The following is a 20,226-nucleotide window of genomic DNA, read 5'->3' as shown; positions in this document are numbered from 1 at the left end:
TCGCCGCATCCTTCATCTTCTATCTCAAAGAATGAGTCCTGAGCCTAAACCCCTGACCTGCCGTCGTCCGTATGCCGCATCATACGATACGAAGTCGACCACATACGCGTGATTGAAATGGCTGCTCGGCGCAACGTTACCGACTGACGGGTGGTCGGGGGGAATAACGGGCGCTAAGGTTCCCGCCATCTAGTACCGGACTGTGAGCGCGCCGTGCATCCGAGCCTTCTCTCTCTTGTCACCTACCTCCCTCTGGCTGGCGCACTCGCCATCCTGCTGACGCGCAACGCGGGGGAAGCGGCAGACCGCGCTGCGCGGTGGATCGCATTGTGGACCAGCCTGCTGGTTCTGGCGTTGAGCGTGGTGATCTGGAGCGAGTTCGACCCGTTGCAGGCGGGTCCCCAGTTCGAGCAGCAACTGATGTGGATGCCCAGTTTCGGCGTGTCTTATCACGCGGGACTGGACGGAATCAGTCTTGTCTTCGTTCTGTTGACGGCGTTCCTTACGCCTCTGTCCATCGGGGCCGCATGGCGCTCGGTCAGTGGTCGCGCGTGTGACTTCATGGCCGCGATGCTGTTGCTGGAGACGGCGTTGATGGGCCTGTTTTCGGCGCTCGATCTGGTGCTGTTCTATGTCTTCTATGAAGCGACGTTGATCCCGGCGAGCCTGATGATCGGCGTCTGGGGCGGACCCAAGCGTATCTGGGCGTCGCTGCAGTTTTTCCTGTTCACGTTCGGTGGCTCGCTGTTCATGCTGGTGGCGCTGGTGGCAATGTGGAGCGCGGCCGGCACCACCGACATTCCCTTTCTGGCGCAGACGCATTTCTCTCCCGAAATGCAGTGCTGGCTGCTGATGGGCTTCGTGCTCGCCTTCGGCGTGAAGCTGCCGCTGTTTCCGCTGCACGCCTGGCTGCCCGACGCCTATACCGAGGCGCCGACGGCTGCCTCCGCCATGCTGTCGGGCGTGCTGTCCAAGACAGGCGCCTATGGTCTGCTGCGGTTTGGCGTCCTGATGTTCCCCGATGCAGTGCATCGTTTCGCGCCGTATATCCTGCCGCTGGGTGTCATCGCGATCGTCTACGCAGCCTTCGTCGCCTTCGCACAGAAGGACGCCAAGCGGGTCATCGCGTATTCCTCTTTCTCCCACATGGGCATGATCGCGGTTGGCCTGTTCACCCTCAATCCGGAGGGCGTGGACGGCGCGATCTATCAGATGCTGTCGCACGGCGTGGTCATCGCGGCCCTGTTCTTCTGCGTCGCCGCCATCGCATGGCGCGCCGAGACGCGCGACATGTCGGCTCTTGGCGGTGTGGCCATGCGGATGCCTGCGCTGGCGACACTCGCCATGCTGTTCACGATGGCCAACGTCGGCCTTCCGGGCACCGGCTCCTTCGTCGGTGAATTGCTTATCTTGATGGGCGCCGTGCATGTTTCCCTGTGGCTCGCGCTGCTGGCCGGAACGACAATGATCATGGGCGCGGTCTACATGCTGGTCCTGTATCGCGAGGTGCTGTTCGGGCACGTGCGTGGCGCGGTAGGGCTGCTGCGCGACCTGACGGCTGCTGAAATCGCCGTGCTGGCGCCGCTGGCGATCGTCACGCTGTGGATGGGCGTGCACCCCGGTTCGTTCACTCGGCTGTTCGATCCGACGATCACGCACATGCTGTCGTCCGACGGCGGTCCCGCCACAGCTTCCGTCGCGCACGCCGCCGTAAAACTGGCGGCGCGCTGAGCGGGCCTCCGCCGGTCTTCGGCGTCGTCAGGAGAGCGTGTTACCCTCCCCCGCCGCGGCTCGCCCGCGGCGGGTTTTTTGTATCGAGAGGCAGACATGAACGACGTGACGGGCGTTAAGCTCGACGAGCGGTGGAAGACCGCTCTGAAGGATGAGTTCGAAGCGCCTTACATGACGGCGCTGAAGAGCTTTCTCCTTGAGGAAAAGCGTCTCGGAAAAGCGATCTTCCCCAAAGGCTCCGAATATTTTCGGGCGCTGGATCTGACGCCGCTGGGGTCGGTGAAAGTCGTCATTCTCGGCCAGGACCCGTATCACGGCGAAGGCCAGGCGCACGGGCTTTGCTTCTCGGTCCGCGAAGGAGTGCGCGTGCCGCCGTCGCTGGTCAATATCTATAAGGAAATGAACACCGACCTCGGCATTACGCCCGCGCGGCACGGCAATCTGGAGAGCTGGGCGCGACAGGGCGTTCTGCTTCTCAACAGCGTGCTGACCGTCGAACAAGCGCGCGCAGCGTCGCATCAGGGCAAGGGGTGGGAGAAGTTCACAGACGCGGTGATCGCGCGAGTGAACGAGCAGGAACAGCCCGCAGTGTTTATCCTGTGGGGCGCGTATGCGCAACGAAAGGCTGCGTTCGTCGACGCCACAAAGCATCTGGTTCTCAAGGCGCCGCACCCCTCGCCGCTATCCGCCCATAACGGGTTCTTTGGCGGTCGGTATTTCTCGAAGGCGAATGCGTTTCTTGAGGCGCATGGCATCGCGCCGGTGAACTGGGCTTTGGGATAAAGGGCCGGTGCGACACGGAGGTGCTCTGAGGCTCCGAGCAGGAATTCCGTTTCCACGCGCAGGTGGGAGGAAACCGGGCTGCGACCGTGGAGTTTTCCATCTTCCCCGGGAAGGCGCGCGATCAGGTCGAGAAATGTCGATCACTCATCTTCGATGCACCGCTCCGCAGGGGCGACAACGCCTGCGGTCTGTTCGCCTGCGGGATCGTAATGTTACAGCCCCACTGACATGAAATCCGCATGAGGGCCGCACGTTTCGCCGCATTGCGTTCGGTCATGTTCCACAGACCGCGTGAAGGCTGGAAAACCGTCGACCCAGCGATGAGAAATAACCTGTCTTGTGAACGTTTCCGTTTAGGTGCCTTGCACTTTGACGCTGGAGTCTTCTTTCACAATTGACGGACTTATCGGACGTCACTCCGCGCGGGAAGAAATTCACCCTGCTGAGCGCGTCGGCAGAGGGCGCGCCCATGGCGCTTCCCTGAAACGTTCGGCCAGAAAATCGAGCAATACGGACACTCGCGTTGGCCGCAACGGGCTCGGAGGCGTCAGAAGATGCAATGCGATCGGCGGGATGTTCCAATCGGGCAGAACGTGGACCAGTTGGCCCGATTGCAGTTCATTCCAGACCATGAACTCGGGCAGAAACGCCAGCCCAAGGCCACGTAGCAGCGCAGGCGCAAAGGCTTCCGCGTTGTTCGCGCTGAGGCGCGCCGATTGCTGGACTACAAATTCCTCGCCATCGACATGGCGCATTTTGAACACGCCGGGCGCTGCGACATTGGTGTAGACCATTCCCTGAATGTCAGAGAGTTGAGCCGGATGGGTCGGTCCGCCCTGCCGATCCAGAAAATCGGGCGCTGCGACCAGCAGCAGTCTGACGGCGCAAAGCCTGCGCGCCCGCAATGAAGAGTCGGTCAGGGACGCAATTCGCACCGCGACGTCATAGCCACCGCCAACGAGATCGATCAGGGAATCGCTGAAATCGACCGCCACGTCGATTTCCGGATAAGCCTCCAGAAAATCAGGAAGGATGGGCGCCAGATGCTGGACGCCAAACGTCATAGGCGCCGCGATCCTGACCAGTCCGCGCGGCGCCGAGGCGCCTTCCCGCGCCTCCATTTCCGCGCGCTCTCCCTCGGCCAGAATGCGGTTGGCGTGCTCCAGAGCATGGCGTCCGGCCTCGGTCAGCGCCAGTTGTCGAGACGTCCGGTTCAACAGGGAGACGTTCAGGTCCCGCTCCAGCCTCGACACCGCTTTCGAGACGGTCGGCTTGGAGAGACGCAGTTCGTTCGCGGCACGTGCAAAGGAACCGAACTCCACGACTTTCGCGAAAATCGCCCAGGCTTCGAAATCAGGCAGTTTCATCGTTTGGCCTCCGGCGAATACGACGTCCGGGAGCCCCACACGCCAAAATTCATTATCCCATCTTCGCCGCCGCACCAATGCGGCCACCGTCGCGGGGTTGCGCGCTGCGACACGATGGGCGAGCCTCGCCGGGATACCGAGGCTCTGTCGGCAGCCCCGTTGGACCAGGGAGAAAACCCATGACCCGCCGGGCCGGAAGCGCCGATTTGCCGCTGCACGGGGGGCGCGTTCCAGCGTGGCTCGGCGTGCGAATGAGCAAGCTCGGCGCCGTGATCGCGCAGGCGATCATCCACCATTACGGCCGGGACGAATTCCTTCGACGGCTGGCGCACCCCTTCTGGTTCCAGTCGTTTGGCGCCGTGATGGGCATGGACTGGCACTCCTCCGGCATCACCACCAGCGTCATGGGCGCGCTCAAGCGCGGCCTCGAGCCTCTGTCCGAAGAACTCGGGCTCCATGTATGCGGCGGTCGCGGACGACATTCGCGACGAACTCCCGACGAACTCGCCGCCGTTGGCGAGCGAACCGGGTTGGACGGAGGCGCGCTAGCTCGCGCAAGCAGGCTGGTGGCGAAGGTGGACAGCGCCGCCGTGCAGGATGGTTTCGAGCTTTACCTGCACAGTTTTGTCGTGGCGGATGACGGGCGCTGGGTCGTGATCCAGCAAGGCATGAACGACGCGACCCGCTATGCACGGCGCTATCACTGGCTTTCAGAGGGTTTGAGCAGTTTTCTGGATGACCCGCACGCCGCGATCGATGGTCCCTCGCGTGGCGCGATCGTCAACCTTGCCGACAGGCGCGCCGACGCGTCCCGCAACGCACAGCTTTCACTGTTGTCCGACCTCGGCCCCCACGGACTGACACGGGAGGTCGCCTTGCTGCGCGGAGAAGCCGACGCGGCAAAAGCACGCCCCGATGAACCGCAGCTTTTGCTGCCGCATCTGACGATGCCGGAGCGCCACGACGTGAGGGAGACAGATGTCGTCATGCGCCGCCTTCACGGCGCGCTGGCTGCGGCCGCCGACAGGGGGCCACAGAATTTTCAGGAGTTGCTTCTTACCCCCGGCGTCGGCGCACGAACGGTGAACGCACTCGCCGCAGTGGCGGAGGTGATCCACGGCGCGCCCTGCCGCTTTTCCGACCCTGCCCGCTTCTCGCTCGCACATGGTGGGAAAGATCGCGATCCTTATCCTGTTCCCACAAGGGTCTACGATCACACACTCGCGGTTCTGAAAGCCGCAATGGGGTCGGCAAAGCTTGGGCAGGACGAACGGCTGGAGGCTATTCGACGGCTGGACGAACAGGCGCGGCGGCTGGAGAGGCGCGCTTCGGGACCGGACTTCAACACATTCGTGCGAGCCGAACGCGCGGCTTCACACGAATACGGAGGACGCAGCGTGTTCGGATGGGAGCCCGCTCAGGAAAAAGGCCGCCATTCGACCGCGATTGAACCTCGCACGACGACGTCGAGTTCAAACTCTTCGAGAACGGGTAATTAACTGTCTATTATCTGGTCCAGAATAAGATACAGTGATCAAAATTCATTTCTAATCGGGGCCGAAATGACAGGCCAGAACGTTCGTTGCCGTAACGTATTTTCGCGACGCGCCGTTTCCGTGAGACGCGGATGAGACTGATCGCCATAACTGCAGATCAGATCGCCAACGAAGATCGCGCTCGCGATCTCGTCATGAATTTTGACGCAAATTCCGAAATATCGGAATTTTTTTCAGAAAACGACGCTTTTTCTCATTTTAGGGATACAAAAAACCTCAACCTTCTGGTCGTGAACGTGCGCTCTCCTCATCTGGATGAGGTCTCCGTTATCGCCCGCATCCGGGTCCAGGCTTGGGGAGAGGAAATACCCATCATCGTCATTTCAGACCATCAGGATCGAGAAATGCGACTGACCGTTCTTCGCGCCGAAGCGACGGATTTCTTACAATCTCCCGTAGATCCGGAAGAATTCCTTATACGTGCACGCAATCTCATTAGGTTCGCCGCCTGCCGGAATGAGGCGCGACGGAACGCCGGTGAGCTGGAGCGTGAAAGGAAAGCGCACCGCCGGGCCTGCGATGATTTGCTGCGCGCGAGCCATGAGCGCCTGTTGCAGGTCATAGATACAGCGCCGATCATGATCAGCGCCGTGGACGCCGACGGACGATATGTTCTCGTAAACCGCCGTCATGCAGAAATGGTTGGCGCGCCTGCATCCGCCCTGATGGGCACAATCGCCCGGTCATGGGGCAAGGGCGAGCAGCGGTCCGAGCAACAGGCGCGTCGAGTGATTGAAACCGGACGAGCTGGCCCGCACTACGAGGAGACTTTCGTCGACGCTACAGGCGTGGAGCGAACGCTCATGACGACCAAGGCGCCCCTGCATCTTACTCCTCCCGGAGAATCTTCCAGCAAGCCACTCGTCCTGACCACGTCGCTCGACATCACCAAACGCAAGGCGGCGGAGCGGGAGCTGCATGTCCTCGCTTATTACGACCAGATCACGCGCCTCCCCAATCGGCTGAAGCTGGAAATCGACCTTCTGCGACTGAATCTTACGAATCAGCATCAATCGTTTGCTTTATATGCAATGGATCTCGACCGCTTCAAGGCAATCAACGAAACGTTGGGACATCAGGCCGGCGATGGTCTGCTGCGAGCGGTCGCAGAACGCCTTGTGGCGACCCTTCCCGCCGCCATTGTGAGCCACATCGGCGGCGACAGATTTGCGATCGTCAGCCCGCTCGACGTCGGCGCGTCCAGAGACGCCGTGGAGCAGGAGGCGGAGCAAATCCTTGGCGCTTTCAACGACCCGTTCGAACTGGCCGTCTCTCATCCCGAGCGTGAGGAACCTGGCACCGTCCTCTCTACTTGCAGCCTCGGCGTCGTGATTTATCGCGGAGGCGCTCTCCGTTTTGAAACTCTCCTGAAGCGCGCCGATATGGCGATGTATCGCGCCAAGGCGCGAGGCGGCAGGGGCTATGCTTTCTTCCAGCACAACATGGAAGACGCGCAGGCCGCGTCCATGCGTATCGAGCTCGATCTGCACAATGCGGTGCGGCGCAACGAACTCCGTCTACATTATCAGCCGGAATTCGACCTCAAATCTGGAAAAATTTTCGCTGTAGAAGCGCTCCTCCGCTGGGAACGTCGCGACGGAACCCTTCTTTCCCCCGGCTATTTTCTGACCGTCGCCGAAGAGACGGGCCTGATAGCACCCATCACAGCATGGGTTCTCGACGAAGTCTGTCGTCAGATTGGCGTCTGGCGCACACAGGGGCTGGCGCCCCGCGTCGCGGTGAATATTTCCGGCGTCCTGTTCCGCCTTGCGGACGTGCATCAGATGGTGACCTCCGCCATCGAAAAGTCGGGCGTGGATCCGGCGTCTCTGGAGCTCGAATTGACGGAAACGGTGCTTATCGAAAACGTGGACTCCACCAACAGACAACTGGCGGCCCTGCGCGACCTTGGGGTGTCCATCGCTGTGGACGATTTCGGTACGGGCTATGCGTCGCTCAGCTACCTGACCAAGTTCGCCGTAGATAGAATAAAAATCGACGCCTCTTTTCTCAGGCAGATTGAGGAATCCACCAACGACCAGTTCGTGGTGCGCTCGATACTAAGCCTGTGCCGTAATCTTCGCCTGAAAGTTTTGGCCGAGGGCATAGAACGCGGCGAACAGGCTCTCTGGCTTGCACGCCACGGTTGCCGCGAGGGGCAGGGATTTTATTTTGCGCGCCCGAAATCTGCCGAAGACATCACGAACCTGCTTAACGGCCCGACGATGCAGCCGCCCCGCATAATAACGCGCGTATTGACGGCCGAACGGGCGGAACACGAAAGAACACTTCGAACAGCAGAGTCATAGAGAATCAATGCGAATTTCACTCAGCGACCAAGCGCCTTCCGAACCAGCGTCGGGCGGGCGTTGAAAACGTCTTTTCAACGATTGAACCAAGCCTTAACGACACAAAGAGGGCGAGAGCCGTCCACAACCACGCATATCGGAGCCCGCAGCCGCTCCATGCGTAAACACGAATCAGCGTGTAGACGACGAACATATGCGTCAAATAAATCTCATAACTCAGCACGCCGCATCTGCGGACCCAACCTGTCCAGGGCGTAAGCACAGCATTCCCCCAGCCCCCCTGAAACGCGATGAGGAGCAGCGCAACGCCCGTCGTCAGGACCAACATGCAGCCCGCGCCGAGATACGCGCTCAGGATATCGTCAGTCAGGACCATCAGGGTTGTCATGCAAAGGCCCGTCCACCCCGCGAGATGGAACAAGGCGCTGCTTTTCATACCGGGGCATTTCCGCGCAAGAAGCGCAGCGCTCGCCCCCATGGCGATGGCGGACACTCCCGGCGCATACGCCTTGTGTCGCCATATACGCGGTTCATGTGAAAGCGCGTCGAGCAAAAGCGGAAGCGACAACGCGAACGCTCCAACCAGCACCGCAAAGATCGCCGGGCGTTTGCCCACCGTCAGGCAGATCAACGGAAAAAACAGATAGAACGCTTCTTCGATCGACAATGACCACAAAACGTCCCAATTCCCCGGAAGATAACCGGTATGTCCTTCGTACCAGTTCATGTGCATGAACAGGGCTGCGAAAATAGCGCGAGGCAGACTCTGATCTGGTCGTGTGATGACGTAATCCGGCGCGCCCATCAGATCCAGCAAGGCCAGCACGGCGACGAGCGCGACAAGGCACGGCAGTATCCGTGCGGCGCGGAGCGCGTAGAACTGGGCGAGACGAACGCCACCCAGACTCTTCCAACGGCCCAGCACGGTTTGGGTGATCAGAAAACCGGAGATAACAAAGAACGCGAACACGGCGGCATGGCCGCTCGACCCGACCGCCTCCAGCAAGCGGGAGGGCAGAAACGATGCAAGATTTGTGCGGGCGAGAGGGATACGCAACGCCATGTGATTAATCACCACAAGGATGATCGATACGCCGCGAATCACGTCAACGCCCTGATTCCGCCTTTTGTTTCCAGTGGCCGACGTACTGCTGACAGTCTCGAACCAGCAAAGGGTTTTCAGCATTGCGACATCCGTGCCCCGCGCGCGGGAGCGATAAAGTCCTCAACCGTCCACAGGGACGATGTTCATCGTTACGGAACTGCATCTGTCAGGGTATTTCGTCATTTTCATGACGCGCCTGAAACGTCGGAGGCGCTCGCCGACCTGACGCATATCCGCTACCCGCGCTGTTCCAGACGCGTGACCAGAAGCTGGTTGATACGGAAGCCCTCGACGTCGACTACCTCGAACCGGAAGCCTACGGCGTCGATGCGATCAGCCTTGCGGGCCATGCGACGAAGGCGGTGCGTCACGAAACCGCCTATTGTGTCGAAGATGTCGCTGTCCGGAAGGTCCAGCGCGCCAAGTTCGCGGATGACGTCGCCAATCGGCGCCGCCCCGTCGATAAGCCACGAATTCTCATCGCGACGGACAATCGCCTGCTCGTCGAACGGGTTGGCGAGCCCGTCCATCAACGCGCCCATGATATCCTTGAACGTGATCAATCCGACCACGAGCCCGTATTCGTTCACCACGATGGCGAAGCCCGCCCCATGCGTGTCGAACTGGGCCAGAGTGTCCCACAGATTCAGCGTCTCAGGCACGGAAAGGACGTCGCGGCGAAGCCGCGATATCGGACTCACGGCCTGTTCGCCGGTCTGTATGATCGTCTTCGGTTCATCAACGACCGTGACCAGCACATCCTCTGCACGGATCGAGCCAATCACCCTGTCGAGGCCGCCATTGCACAGCGGATAGCGCGAATAGGGGCGGACACGGACTTTGTCGCGCTGCGCCTCGAGCGTTTCCTGCACATCCAGAAAGACGATTTCGTCACGAGGCGTCATGGCGGAAGTGACGGAACGGTCCTGCAGACCCAGCACGTTCTGGATCATCTGATGCTCTTGCTCGAGCAGGACGCCGGACGCCGTTCCGGCGGCGAGGATGGCCCTGAGATCTTCTGGCGTCACCGGTTCGACCGCCGAGGCGGCGGGTATTTTCAGGGCGCGCAGCAGGGCGTCAGAGATTTTCGAAAACACCCAGACGACCGGGTAGAGCGCCCGCAACGCGCCCGCCGGAAACCAGCCGATCGCAAGTGCGATTCTGTCTGGCGCGTTCATGGCGATACGCTTGGGCAGCAGGTCTGCGAACACGACGAATAAACCGGTGGTCGCGACGAACCCGATCGCCGAGGCGACGCTGCTGGCGGACGCTTCGACAAACCCCCAGCGCATAAGCATCTCGGTCAGCGGCGGCGCCAGCATTCCCGAACTGATCATGCCGCCCAGTACGCCGACCGAATTGAGCAGGATCTGCAAGACCGTCATCACCTGTCCGCTATTGCGGCGCAGGGCGAGGAAAGCTGTCGCGCGCTCATCGCCCGCATCGGCTCGGGCGCGCAACCGCACATCGCGCGCGGCAGCGAACGATATTTCCGACATCGAGATCAGGACGCTGACAGCGATAAGCAGGGCGAGGGCGATCAGGCCCAGAAACAGGAGAATCACAAGAACGACCGTCGGGTTAGCTGCTCGACGCGTCGAATGACGTACGCCGCTGGGCGAACATACCCTGTCCGCGCGGTCAAAGGCCAGCGTTCAGGCATTTTACGGGGTCTCGGGCGTTCTGTTCCCGGCGACGTTGATCGGGGGTACGTTCAACAATCTGTGAATTGCGCCATCTCGTTTCTCCATGCGGAGGTAGGAGCCATGTATATCGGACTCGATCTCGGAACCTCCGGCGTCAAAGCCATCATCGTCGATGACGAACAGGCAGTGATCGCGACCCGCACGGAACCTCTGACAGTCTCCCGACCCCATCCGGGTTGGAGCGAACAGGACCCAGAGGCGTGGTGGAAGGCCACCCAGGCTGCGCTTGCGGGTCTCCGGCGCGACGCGCCTGAAGCCATGGCGAAGGTTCGAGGCCTGGGGCTTTCAGGGCAACAGCACGGCGCGGTGCTGCTTGACGCAAGCGGCAAGGTCTTGAGGCCGTGCATCCTGTGGAACGACACGCGCGCCACGAACGAGTGCGTTGAGTTCGAACGACGCTTTCCGGAAAGCCGCTCGATCTGCGCCAATATCGCGATGCCGGGTTTCACTGCGCCGAAACTGCTCTGGGTCGCAAGGCATGAGCCTGAAATTTTCGCGGCGACCCGCCATGTGCTGCTGCCCAAGGCGTGGCTGCGCTATCGCCTGACCGGCGAGATGATCGAAGATATGTCGGATGCCTCAGGTTCGCTCTGGTTGGACGTCGGCGCCCGTCGCTGGTCGGACGAGGCGCTGGCTGCCTGCGAATTGCATGAAACGACAATGCCTGCGCTTTGCGAAGGAAACGCCGCCGCCGGACGCGTCAAGGCGGATCTTGCGCGTGAATGGGGCATGACGGATCGGCCCGTAGTCGCGGGGGGGGCTGGCGACAACGCCGGAGGGGCTGTCGGGCTTGGCGCGATCCGGCCCGGAAACTCATTCCTTTCGCTCGGCACCTCCGGCGTGTTGTGGACGACCACGGACGGTCTTCGTGTGGGAACGGAACGCGGCGTTCACGCTTTTTGCCACGCAGTGCCCGACACGTGGCACCAGATGGGCGTCACCATGTCGGCGGCGGCGTCACTGGCATGGTGGTCGCGCGTGTGCGGAATTGACGAGCCTGACCTTCTGGCGGAATTGCCAGAGCGGATCGAGGAACCATCAAAAGCTGTTTTTCTTCCCTATCTGTCCGGAGAGCGAACGCCCCACAACGACGCAGACATACGCGGAGGTTTTCTCGGACTGTCGCAAGATACCGATCGCGCCTCCATGACGCAGGCGGTTCTGGAAGGCGTAGCGTTCTCTTTCCGCGATGCTTTGGATGGGCTGCAAGCGTCAGGCTCTGTGGTGAGCGAGGCCGACGTGATCGGCGGCGGTTCGCGCAGCCCGCGCTGGGTACGCATTTTGGCTGCGGCGCTAGACATCCCGTTGCATCGACTGAAAAACGGGGAGCTTGGAGGCTCTTTCGGGGCAGCGCGGCTGGCGCGCATGGCGGCGACGGGCGAGGCGCCGGACACTGTATGCCTCCCGGCGGAGCGCTCCGAAACCGTGCATCCTGACGCCGCTCTTCGGGACGCTTACGCCGAGCGCGTAAAAATCTATCGAGCGCTTTATCCGGCGGTCAAGGCGGTGTCTGGACGGACGTAGCAGGTGATCGCGCTCGCGCCGCTGGGCAGCTTCATGCCGTTGCCCCCCTACTTATCGTCCACCGCTCTCTCTACATTGTTCGGGTTTGTAGCCCAGAAGATTGTCTTCCGAGCTTCGCCTCTGCCAGACCGCCGCCGACTGTTGGAGATTCTGTCTTAAAAGATACGCTCTCCAATCGGCGTAGGAGATCTTTGGGGCGTCGTCGCCGACCATCCGCCGCCGAGCGCCTTGTACAAGGTCACGCTGTTCGACATCATCTGTAGCCGCGCTGTTATTCCACCCAACTGCGCGTCATAAAGCGACCGTTGCGCCACGAGCGTGTCGAGATACGGATCATAACCAGCATCAAAACGCTGCCGCGCGAGCGAGTATTGCCGCGCATTGGCGCCAATCAGGTTGTCTTGCGCCTGAAGTTGCAGGCGATAGGTATCGCGCCCGACCAAAGCGTCAGCTACCTCCTTGAACGCCGTCTGGACCGTTTTTTCGTAGCGAGCGATTTCTTCCCGCTTGCGGGCCTTCGCCTGCTTAAGCGCTGCGGTCAGACGTCCCGCGTCGAACAGCGGCAACGTGATCTGCGGCGCCACGTTCCAGGCGCCCATGCCGCTCTGAAACAGCCGCGTGATACTGTTGCTCGCAGTTCCGTTCGTCGCCGTAATCTGAATCTTGGGAAAAAACTCGGCCCGTGCAGAGCCGATATCGTCATTGGCGGAACGGAGCGTATCCTCAGCCGACAGGATGTCCGGACGACGTCCGATCAGATCGGAGGGCAACCCGGCCGGCACTGTCGGAAAATCCACGACGTCGCTCAGCTTCGTCTTCGCCTGCAACGCCTGTGTCGTCGACGCATCCAGCGGCGTGCCTATCAGGAGCGTCAACTGATCGAACGCTTCCGCGCGTTGCCTTATATAGACTTGCAGATTCGCTTCGGCTTCATGCACCGGAGCCTCAGCCTGCGCCAGATCCAACTGCGTTCCGGTTCCTCGCGCCACCGTCTGACGAACGAGATCGTATGTGTTCCGGCGGCTTTCCAGCACATGCTGCGTCACAAGAGCCGCTTCGTTGTTGGCGACCCAGCTCAACATCGACGACGCGACCCCGGCGATGACACTGAGGCGCATGCTCTCGCGGCTGAACGCGTCGGCCATATAACGATCGAATGCGGCTTGAGAAGCGCTGCGAATGCGGCCCCAGAGATCCACCTCATACGCCGACAGGCCGAAACCGACGGCGTACTGACGTGTGTAGAACGGCCCGTTCGTCGTCGACAGACTTAGAATTCGTGAATACTCTTTTTGAATATTCGCTCCGGCGCTACCATTCAGCATTGGGAACAGAGCCGCGTTCTCGATATCGAACTGCGCGCTCGACGCCGAAACCTGCTGCCTCGCTATGCGCAAATCGCGATTGTTATCGAGAGACAGCGTGATCAGACGCTGCATCAGCGGATCGCGATAGAACGTCGTCCAGTCGCGCATATCCGCCGTGGCCGCAGCTTCCGTCCCGGACGCCCCCGGCCAGGTGGCGGCGATTGGCGCCGCAGGTCGGTGATAGTTCGGGATCATCGTGCAGCCCGACAGCGCCAGCGCGACCGCGCCGACGGCGTTTCTCATGACAACCCGCATTTTACGCGCCTTTCGCCGGGGCGTCGGCGACCGGTTTCACGTGGCTGCCCTCCCCCAGAAAGGACGGCGGGCGGACGATCAGACGGCTGCCGTCCGGCAGACCAGACAGAACTTCCAGCCGATCTCCGAAATCCCGGCCCACTTTGACGCCGTGCAGACGCACCTTGTCGTCATTATCGACAGTCGCGAGAGAAAGACCGTCCGCCTCATAAATCAACGCTTCCGACGGGATGACGATCGTCGGCGTAGCGCGCGGCAACGCGAACCGCGCCGCAACGTACAGGCCGGACGCAAGCTTCCCGTCGCGATTGTCCAGTTCAACCTCGACAGGCAACATACGGCTGCCTCGCTCGAGCGCGAAGCCCGTACGCGTGACGACGCCCGAGAAGCTCTCTCCCGGTCGGTCCGGCGTCGTCACCGCCACCGGCGCGCCCATCGTCACGCCTGCGGCATCTGTCTGCGGCACATGGACCCGCACACGCAGGCGGTCCGTGCGCGCCACGACGAACAGCGGCGTCGCCTGTGCGTTGTCCGCGCTGACCAGATCCCCAGCTTCGACGTTGCGCACAGTCACGACGCCATCGAACGGCGCCACGACCGTCGTATAGGCCTTTCGTTGCGCCGTTTCCGCCAGCGCCGCGTCCGCTGCGGCCTGCTCCGCCGCTCGCGCATCCTGCGTAATGCGGTCGACGTCAAAATTCTGGCGGCTGACGGCGCCGCCGCCGACCAGTCCGCTCGACCGCTGCGCCGTCACCTTGGCGAGCGCGAGATTGGCGCGCGTTTGCGCAAGGGAAGCCTGTGCACGCGCAACCTGCCGGTCGAGTTCCGGTGCGCGGATGATCGCCAGGACATCGCCCGCTTTCACCACACTGCCGATATCGACGTTTCTCTTCTCGATATAGCCTGACGCACGCGCGCCGATCGCCGCCGTCTCCAGTGGAGCGGTCTCGCCAGGCAGTTCCAGCGTCACGGGCTTTTCGTCAAAATGCACCGTCATGACGCGCACATCCGGCGCCTGCGACGCGCGCGTATTGGCCAGCGCGCGAACGCCGATGGAGCGCTCGACGTTCCCGTAAACGCCATAGGCGAGCAGGACCAAAACCCCGACCCCGACCAGCGGCGCTATGCGGGAGCCACCAGCGGGAGTCTCAGAAGAATGTTTAACCGGCTCAGACATTCTCATAATCCTCAAGAATGCGGCTCTCACGCCGACGTAAACGGCTATACAGCCAGGGGACCACGAACAGCGTGGCGCAAGTTCCGGCGAGAAGGCCACCGATCACCGCACGGCCGAGCGGCGCATTCTGTTCACCGCCGTCGCCCAGCCCGAGCGACATCGGCAACATGCCGATCACCATCGCCATGGATGTCATCAGAATGGGGCGCAGACGCGCGCGCCCCGCTTCGAGCGCCGCCGCCGTCGCATCCAGCCCTTCCGCCCGCCGTTCTTTTGCAAAGGTGACAAGAAGGATCGAATTGGCGCTGGCGACGCCGACGCTCATGATCGCGCCCATCAGCGAGGGCACTGAAAAAGTCGTTCCTGTGACGAAGAGCATGAACACGATGCCACACATTCCTCCCGGAAGGCCAAGAACGATCACGAAAGGATCTGTGAAGGACTGGAAGTTGACCACCATCAGCAGATAGACCGCGATCGCCGCCACCAGCAGACCTATGCCGAGCCTGCCGAACGCCGAATGCATGCTTTCGATCTGCCCTTGCACCACAACCGTATTTCCTGCCGACAGCTCATGACGATGCCGGGATACGACACGTTCTATCTCCCGCGCTATGGAACCGAGATCCCGCCCTTCGACGCTGGCGTCGATATCCAGCGTCGGCTGGATGTTGCTGTGCGAAATCACGTTCTGCGCCACGCCGCGCTCAATGGAGGCGACGTTGCCGAGCAGGGCTGACGTCTTGTCCGCGCCGACGGCCGACGCGATGACAGTGTTTTGCAGATCCCTCACGTCTCCGACTTTGTATTGCGGCGTCTGCACCGCGAGCGGATACTGGATGCCGGTCTTCGGATCGACCCAGAAATTGGGTGTGACCGTGTTGGAAGACGCCAGCGACACCATCACGTTGCGCGCGACGTCGTCCATCGTCAGACCGAGATCTTCCGCGCGTTGCCTGTCGATCGCGACCTTGAGTTCCGGCGCGGAAAGCTGTTGGTGCAACCGCACGTCCACGAGACCCGGAATGGTCGAAACCTCCTTGCGGATTTCCTGCATGACTTTGCGGTTATTGACTGCGTCATAACCGGCGATACGGATATCGACCTGCGCAGGCACGCCGAAATTCAGAATCTGCGTGACGATGTCGGCAGGCTGGAAATAGAAGACGCAATCCGGAAACCGGCGTGCAAGTTCTGTCCGCAGCTTACGCACATATTCCGCCGTGGGACGATGATCCTTCGCCAGTTCCACCATGACCTGTCCGTCGTTCGTGCCGACAGTGGTGCCGTCGTCGAACGGCATCGAATACCGGAACGGAATGCCGATATTGTCCAGCAGCAGGACGCGTTCTTCAGCCGGGACGACCTCCCGGATGACGTCCTCGACCTGATCAAACAGTTTCTCCGTCGTCTCGATCCGCGTGCCTTCCGGCGCACGGATGTGCAACTTGAATTCCCCGGCGTCGATGGACGGGAAGAAATCCTGCCCGACCTGGGTCGCGAGCACGCCAGCGGCGATAAGTGTCACGCCGCCAATTGCCGGCACTTTCCAGGAACTTTTGATCAGCCGCTCCAGCGTCACCAGATAACGCGCTCTCAAACGTTCGAAACGGGCGTCGAACCAGACGCCAAACCGCGCGAAACGATCCGGCGGCAAGCCCTTCTCACGCCTGCGTTCCGCCGCATCCTCCTCTGATCGCAGCAACAAGGCTGCGAAGATCGGCGCGAGCGTACGGCTGACGGCGTATGAGGCAAGCATGGCGTACACGACCGCCAGAGCCATCGGCGTGAACAAAAATCGCGACGGTCCGGTCAGGAATTCGACCGAAATGAACACGCAGGAGATCGCGAGCGTCGAGACCAGAGTGGGCAACGCGATTCCCGCCGCGCCTTCAAGGACTGCCTGTTGAAGGGCCAATCCCTCGTGTCGCAGACGATGAATATTCTCGATCGTCACGGTCGCGTCGTCGACGAGAATGCCGACCGCAAGAGCAAGCCCGCCCAGCGTCATCAGATTCAGCGTCTGGCCGGTCCATGACAGCACCGCGATGGACGACAGAATCGACAGCGGAATGGAGATCGCAACGATCAACGTCGAACGCCAGCTGGCCAAGAAGGCCAGGATCATTGCGGCCGTCAGGAGCCCAGCGATCACCGCCTCCGAGGCGACGCCCGTGATGGCCGCCTTCACAAACACGGACTGGTCAAACATCTCATCGATAGCCATGCCTTTCGGCGCGGCGGCGCGCGTGACCGGAAGCACCTTGTCACGGATCGCGTTCACGACATCGAGCGTCGAGGCGTTGCCCGCCTTCATGATCGACAGAAGGACCGAACGTCGCCCCTCTTTTCGAACCACGTTCTGCTGCACCGCCCACCCGTCGCGCACGGTCGCCACGTCAGCGACACGGGTCAGCGCACCCGTCGACGGATCGCGCTTAAGCGGCACATCATTCAGGCTCGCGGCGACGTTGGGCATCCCGTTCACGTGAATATCGTATTGGGTCGCACCGAATTTCACCGTCCCAGCAGGCAGGGTAAGATTTTGCGCCATGATCGCGCTCGATACGTCGAGCGGCGTCAGCCCGAGACCGGCGAGACGCACGGAGTCGATATCGACCATGACCTGCCTGATCTTTCCGCCATAGGGCGGCGGCAGCAGGGTTCCCGGAATTGGCGCAAGTTGCTGCCGGACGCGGTAAACACCGTAATCGTACAATTCGCTCTCGGTCAGCTTGTCAGACGACAAGGACAACTGAAGCACCGGCACGCTGGACGCGCTATATTGCATGATGATTGGCGGCTGAACCCCCGGCGGCAAAAATGCGCGGATGGAGTTCGTCGCCGATACCGTCTGCGCCACGGCAAGTTCGACGTTCACGCCGGGCTGAAAATACAGCTTTTCCAGAACGAGGCCCGGGGTCGTCTGGCTTTCGATCGTGCGCAGATTGTTGACGAAGAAACTTTCGGAAAACTCTGTATATGTCGTAAGTCTTTTTTCCGTCTCCGCCGCGTCGAGCCCGTCATAGTACCAGACCACGGTCACCACGGGGATATCGATGTTGGGGAACACGTCAGTCGGCGTACGGAAAACCGCCGTCACACCGAGAAGGACGACCAGCACTCCGGCGACAAGAAACGTGTACGGCCGTCGGAGCGCGAAGGCGACTATACCCATGAAACTCTCTGTCTGGCAGGCTCGGAAGGACGGCAATGTCCTTCCTGCCGTCGGGTTGCACGACGGTGGCTAGCGCTTCGCCATAACTGCGGAACGTGACGGCCCGCGCCCGATCGACGCAAGCGGCGTCAGTTCAGGCGGGCAGATCAGTGTCTGCGCGGATTATGCAAAAACCCTCGCGACAGGCGGTAGCGCAATCCGACCAGATGCTTGCACGATTCTCTCATCCACATGGAAAAATCTCTCATCAGGAGTCTCAACTCGACTGAAATACTCGCTGTTTAATGGGAGATTCAGGTATATTTTCTATCACCATGCTTTTCCAGATAGCCTAATGCGCTCAAATAATTGCACGATCCGATCAATTGCTGATTTTTCACCTCTGAGCGAATCGAGCATACGGCTATACTGTTCGACCAACAGGCTAAGGTCCGGTGCGCCAACCATTGGGGAGACGGTCATGCAGAATACGCTGGAACATTTGCGCGCCTCTATCGCGCGCCATTGTCCGGATGCAATATGCCGGTCGATCGTGCCGGGACTGCTGCTATTTCGCGCGGAAGCTCCCACCACGCCGATGGACGCGGTCTACGAGCCCCGGTTCTGCGTGATTGTTCAGGGCGCCAAGCAGGTCATGCTGTGTGACCAGACATTCGAATACGACTCAAGCAAGTTCATGGTCACCGCCGTCGACCTTCCCGTCACCAGCCAGGTCGTTCGCGCCTCACAAGAAGAGCCTTATCTCGCCCTGTGCTTCACGCTCGATCCCGTGCAGATCACAGACCTGCTCGTCGACATGCGGCATGACGAAGCGCTGTCAGGGCCATTGTGCCCTTCATGCATGCGCTTCAGCGATCTGACGCACGATATTCTCGATCCGGTCACGCGAATAGTCGATCTTCTGGACCGTCCTCAGGATATCCCTATCCTGTTCCCGCTCTACACGCGTGAGTTGCTGTATCGTATTCTGATGGGACCACAGGGGCAGGTGCTGCGCCAGATCGCGACGGCAGGAAGCAGCCTTTCGCAACTCAACCGCGCCATTGGCTGGATTCGCGAGCATTACGCAAGCTCTTTTGAAATCGCGTCTCTCGCCCGGCGCGCCGGCATGAGTCCTTCTTCCTTCCATCGCCATTTCCGGGCGGCGACCATGATGAGTCCGTTGCAGTACAGAACCCGCCTGCGGTTGCAGGAAGCGCGACGTTTGCTGCTTATTCCCGGCGCAGACGCTGCTGAAGTCGGCTTTGCAGTCGGCTACGACAGTCCCTCACAGTTTAGCCGTGAATACCGACGCATGTTCGGAAGCCCCCCGGCGCGAGACACCCGGGAGTTGCGTCTCCAGGCTGGCGCCATGCCGGAAATGACGATGACGAACTGAAAGTTCGTTCGATCCGGTCGTTACACGCCGGCGCACAGGAGCCCTAGTCCAGAGAGCAGCCGAAAACTCATACGAACGGGCAATGCTACAGGCGAGCCCGACGCTACAGAGATCGCCTCAACGGGGCGTCAAAAGCCAGGACGTCTCCGTCGCCGGACCGGCTTTCCTGAAGCCGCCGGGAATGTCGGCCCACTCAATCGTTTTGATCTCATACCGGTCTCCATAACGGCTTCGGATTTCCTCTTCCCCCACCGAGAACGGCGGCCCGGAGGCCATCGCCTGATCATAGGCGACCGTCACCAGAAGCTGCGGCGCGTGACCCGCCAACGCCAGCAACCGGTCGGCGTATCGTGCACGCATCGGCTCCGGCAGGGCGATCAGCGCAGCGCGGTCGTACGTCGCATCCACCCGCCCCAGCGTCAGCGCGTCGAGGTCGAAGATATCTCCCACAAGAAGCGCCAGCCCCTCGACTTCGAACCGCTCGAACGCGCCACACATGGAAACGACGGGCGTCAGTCCGCTCTCTTCGAAGAACTGCTCTACGGCGTTGCGCGCCAGTTCGACGCCGACGACCGACATTCCCTGCGCACGTAGCCAAAGCATGTCATGGCTTTTACCGCACAGCGGCGCAAAAACACGGGCGCCGGGACGCAGGCGCATTTTCGTCCAATGCCTGCGCAAGAACGCGTTGGTGTCCGGCTGATGAAAACCGATCTGGTTTTCACGCCATTTTTTCAACCAGAAATCACGGTCCACGGCGGCGGCTTTCGTCAGTGCGCAAGGTGGTCAG

The 20,226-nt window shown here is 61.1% G+C and carries 13 protein-coding genes; 6 read left to right on the top strand and 7 right to left on the bottom strand.

Annotated features, from left to right (window positions below):
• The first annotated feature begins 213 nt into the window (after positions 1-213).
• Positions 214-1,731, top strand: a complete 1,518-nt coding sequence (locus HK28_RS09130; RefSeq protein WP_086644281.1) for a NuoM family protein — start codon at positions 214-216, stop codon at positions 1,729-1,731.
• A 96-nt stretch (positions 1,732-1,827) separates the two neighbouring features.
• On the top strand, positions 1,828-2,514 hold the full coding sequence (gene ung, locus HK28_RS09125; RefSeq protein WP_086644280.1) for a uracil-DNA glycosylase: 687 nt from the start codon (positions 1,828-1,830) through the stop codon (positions 2,512-2,514).
• 434 nt (positions 2,515-2,948) lie between these two features.
• Here the strand turns inward: ung and HK28_RS09120 are convergent, their stop codons facing one another.
• Entirely contained in the window at positions 2,949-3,881 is a 933-nt protein-coding gene (locus HK28_RS09120) for a LysR family transcriptional regulator (RefSeq protein WP_086644286.1), read from the bottom strand.
• 179 nt (positions 3,882-4,060) lie between these two features.
• Here HK28_RS09120 and HK28_RS09115 point away from each other — a divergent pair, with 179 nt between their 5' ends.
• Together HK28_RS09115 and HK28_RS09110 are read left to right on the top strand one after the other, a co-directional pair.
• Positions 4,061-5,380, top strand: coding sequence for a DUF763 domain-containing protein (locus tag HK28_RS09115; RefSeq protein ID WP_086644279.1), 1,320 nt, complete (start codon positions 4,061-4,063; stop codon positions 5,378-5,380).
• Positions 5,381-5,508: 128 nt separating this feature from the next.
• Positions 5,509-7,746: a bifunctional diguanylate cyclase/phosphodiesterase gene (locus HK28_RS09110; protein WP_086644278.1), complete on the top strand. Its 2,238-nt coding sequence runs from the start codon at positions 5,509-5,511 to the stop codon at positions 7,744-7,746.
• Positions 7,747-7,762: 16 nt separating this feature from the next.
• Here the strand turns inward: HK28_RS09110 and HK28_RS09105 are convergent, their stop codons facing one another.
• Positions 7,763-8,932 carry an acyltransferase gene (locus tag HK28_RS09105; RefSeq protein ID WP_086644277.1) on the bottom strand — a complete coding sequence of 390 codons (1,170 nt, stop codon included), beginning with the start codon at positions 8,930-8,932 and terminating at the stop codon, positions 7,763-7,765.
• A gap of 155 nt (positions 8,933-9,087) precedes the next feature.
• On the bottom strand, positions 9,088-10,416 hold the full coding sequence (locus HK28_RS09100) for a hemolysin family protein (protein WP_086644276.1): 1,329 nt from the start codon (positions 10,414-10,416) through the stop codon (positions 9,088-9,090).
• A gap of 201 nt (positions 10,417-10,617) precedes the next feature.
• On the opposite strand from HK28_RS09100, the gene xylB reads away from it, so the two are divergent.
• Entirely contained in the window at positions 10,618-12,081 is a 1,464-nt protein-coding gene (gene xylB, locus HK28_RS09095; RefSeq protein WP_086644285.1) for a xylulokinase, read from the top strand.
• Positions 12,082-12,236: 155 nt separating this feature from the next.
• Here xylB and HK28_RS09090 read toward each other — a convergent pair whose 3' ends face one another.
• From HK28_RS09090 to HK28_RS09080, 3 genes are read right to left on the bottom strand one after another with little or no spacing between them, the layout of a single operon-like run.
• Positions 12,237-13,691, bottom strand: coding sequence for an efflux transporter outer membrane subunit (locus HK28_RS09090; protein WP_233140453.1), 1,455 nt, complete (start codon positions 13,689-13,691; stop codon positions 12,237-12,239).
• 13 nt (positions 13,692-13,704) lie between these two features.
• The gene (locus tag HK28_RS09085) at positions 13,705-14,880 is read right to left on the bottom strand and encodes an efflux RND transporter periplasmic adaptor subunit (protein ID WP_086644274.1); all 1,176 of its coding nucleotides are present in this window, start codon (positions 14,878-14,880) and stop codon (positions 13,705-13,707) included.
• Positions 14,873-18,058: an efflux RND transporter permease subunit gene (locus HK28_RS09080; RefSeq protein ID WP_086644273.1), complete on the bottom strand. Its 3,186-nt coding sequence runs from the start codon at positions 18,056-18,058 to the stop codon at positions 14,873-14,875. The genes HK28_RS09085 and HK28_RS09080 overlap by 8 nt, the downstream gene beginning before the upstream one ends.
• A gap of 460 nt (positions 18,059-18,518) precedes the next feature.
• Here HK28_RS09080 and HK28_RS09075 point away from each other — a divergent pair, with 460 nt between their 5' ends.
• A complete protein-coding gene (locus HK28_RS09075; protein WP_086644272.1) occupies positions 18,519-19,436 on the top strand; it encodes an AraC family transcriptional regulator in 918 nt (305 codons plus the stop codon).
• A gap of 117 nt (positions 19,437-19,553) precedes the next feature.
• Here the strand turns inward: HK28_RS09075 and tmpT are convergent, their stop codons facing one another.
• Positions 19,554-20,192 (bottom strand): thiopurine S-methyltransferase, encoded by a 639-nt coding sequence (gene tmpT / locus HK28_RS09070; protein ID WP_086644271.1) that lies wholly within the window; start codon positions 20,190-20,192, stop codon positions 19,554-19,556.
• Positions 20,193-20,226: the final 34 nt, after the last annotated feature.

Origin of the sequence: Acetobacter sp. DsW_063, assembly GCF_002153745.1 — a bacterium.
GTDB lineage: Bacteria > Pseudomonadota > Alphaproteobacteria > Acetobacterales > Acetobacteraceae > Acetobacter.
The sequence above is the reverse complement of the archived record's forward strand: the minus strand, read 5'-3'. Positions and strand labels throughout refer to the sequence as shown.

What these genes read in the sequence shown, in the direction of transcription:
- xylB (WP_086644285.1), top strand. Translation starts at nt 10,618, where the DNA reads ATGTATATCGGACTCGATCTCGGAACCTCCGGCGTCAAAGCCATCATC.
- HK28_RS09075 (WP_086644272.1), top strand. Translation starts at nt 18,519, where the DNA reads ATGCAGAATACGCTGGAACATTTGCGCGCCTCTATCGCGCGCCATTGT.
- HK28_RS09080 (WP_086644273.1), bottom strand. Translation starts at nt 18,058, where the DNA reads ATGGGTATAGTCGCCTTCGCGCTCCGACGGCCGTACACGTTTCTTGTC.
- HK28_RS09110 (WP_086644278.1), top strand. Translation starts at nt 5,509, where the DNA reads ATGAGACTGATCGCCATAACTGCAGATCAGATCGCCAACGAAGATCGC.
- HK28_RS09115 (WP_086644279.1), top strand. Translation starts at nt 4,061, where the DNA reads ATGACCCGCCGGGCCGGAAGCGCCGATTTGCCGCTGCACGGGGGGCGC.
- HK28_RS09120 (WP_086644286.1), bottom strand. Translation starts at nt 3,881, where the DNA reads ATGAAACTGCCTGATTTCGAAGCCTGGGCGATTTTCGCGAAAGTCGTG.
- ung (WP_086644280.1), top strand. Translation starts at nt 1,828, where the DNA reads ATGAACGACGTGACGGGCGTTAAGCTCGACGAGCGGTGGAAGACCGCT.
- HK28_RS09090 (WP_233140453.1), bottom strand. Translation starts at nt 13,691, where the DNA reads ATGAGAAACGCCGTCGGCGCGGTCGCGCTGGCGCTGTCGGGCTGCACG.
- HK28_RS09085 (WP_086644274.1), bottom strand. Translation starts at nt 14,880, where the DNA reads ATGTCTGAGCCGGTTAAACATTCTTCTGAGACTCCCGCTGGTGGCTCC.
- HK28_RS09105 (WP_086644277.1), bottom strand. Translation starts at nt 8,932, where the DNA reads ATGCTGAAAACCCTTTGCTGGTTCGAGACTGTCAGCAGTACGTCGGCC.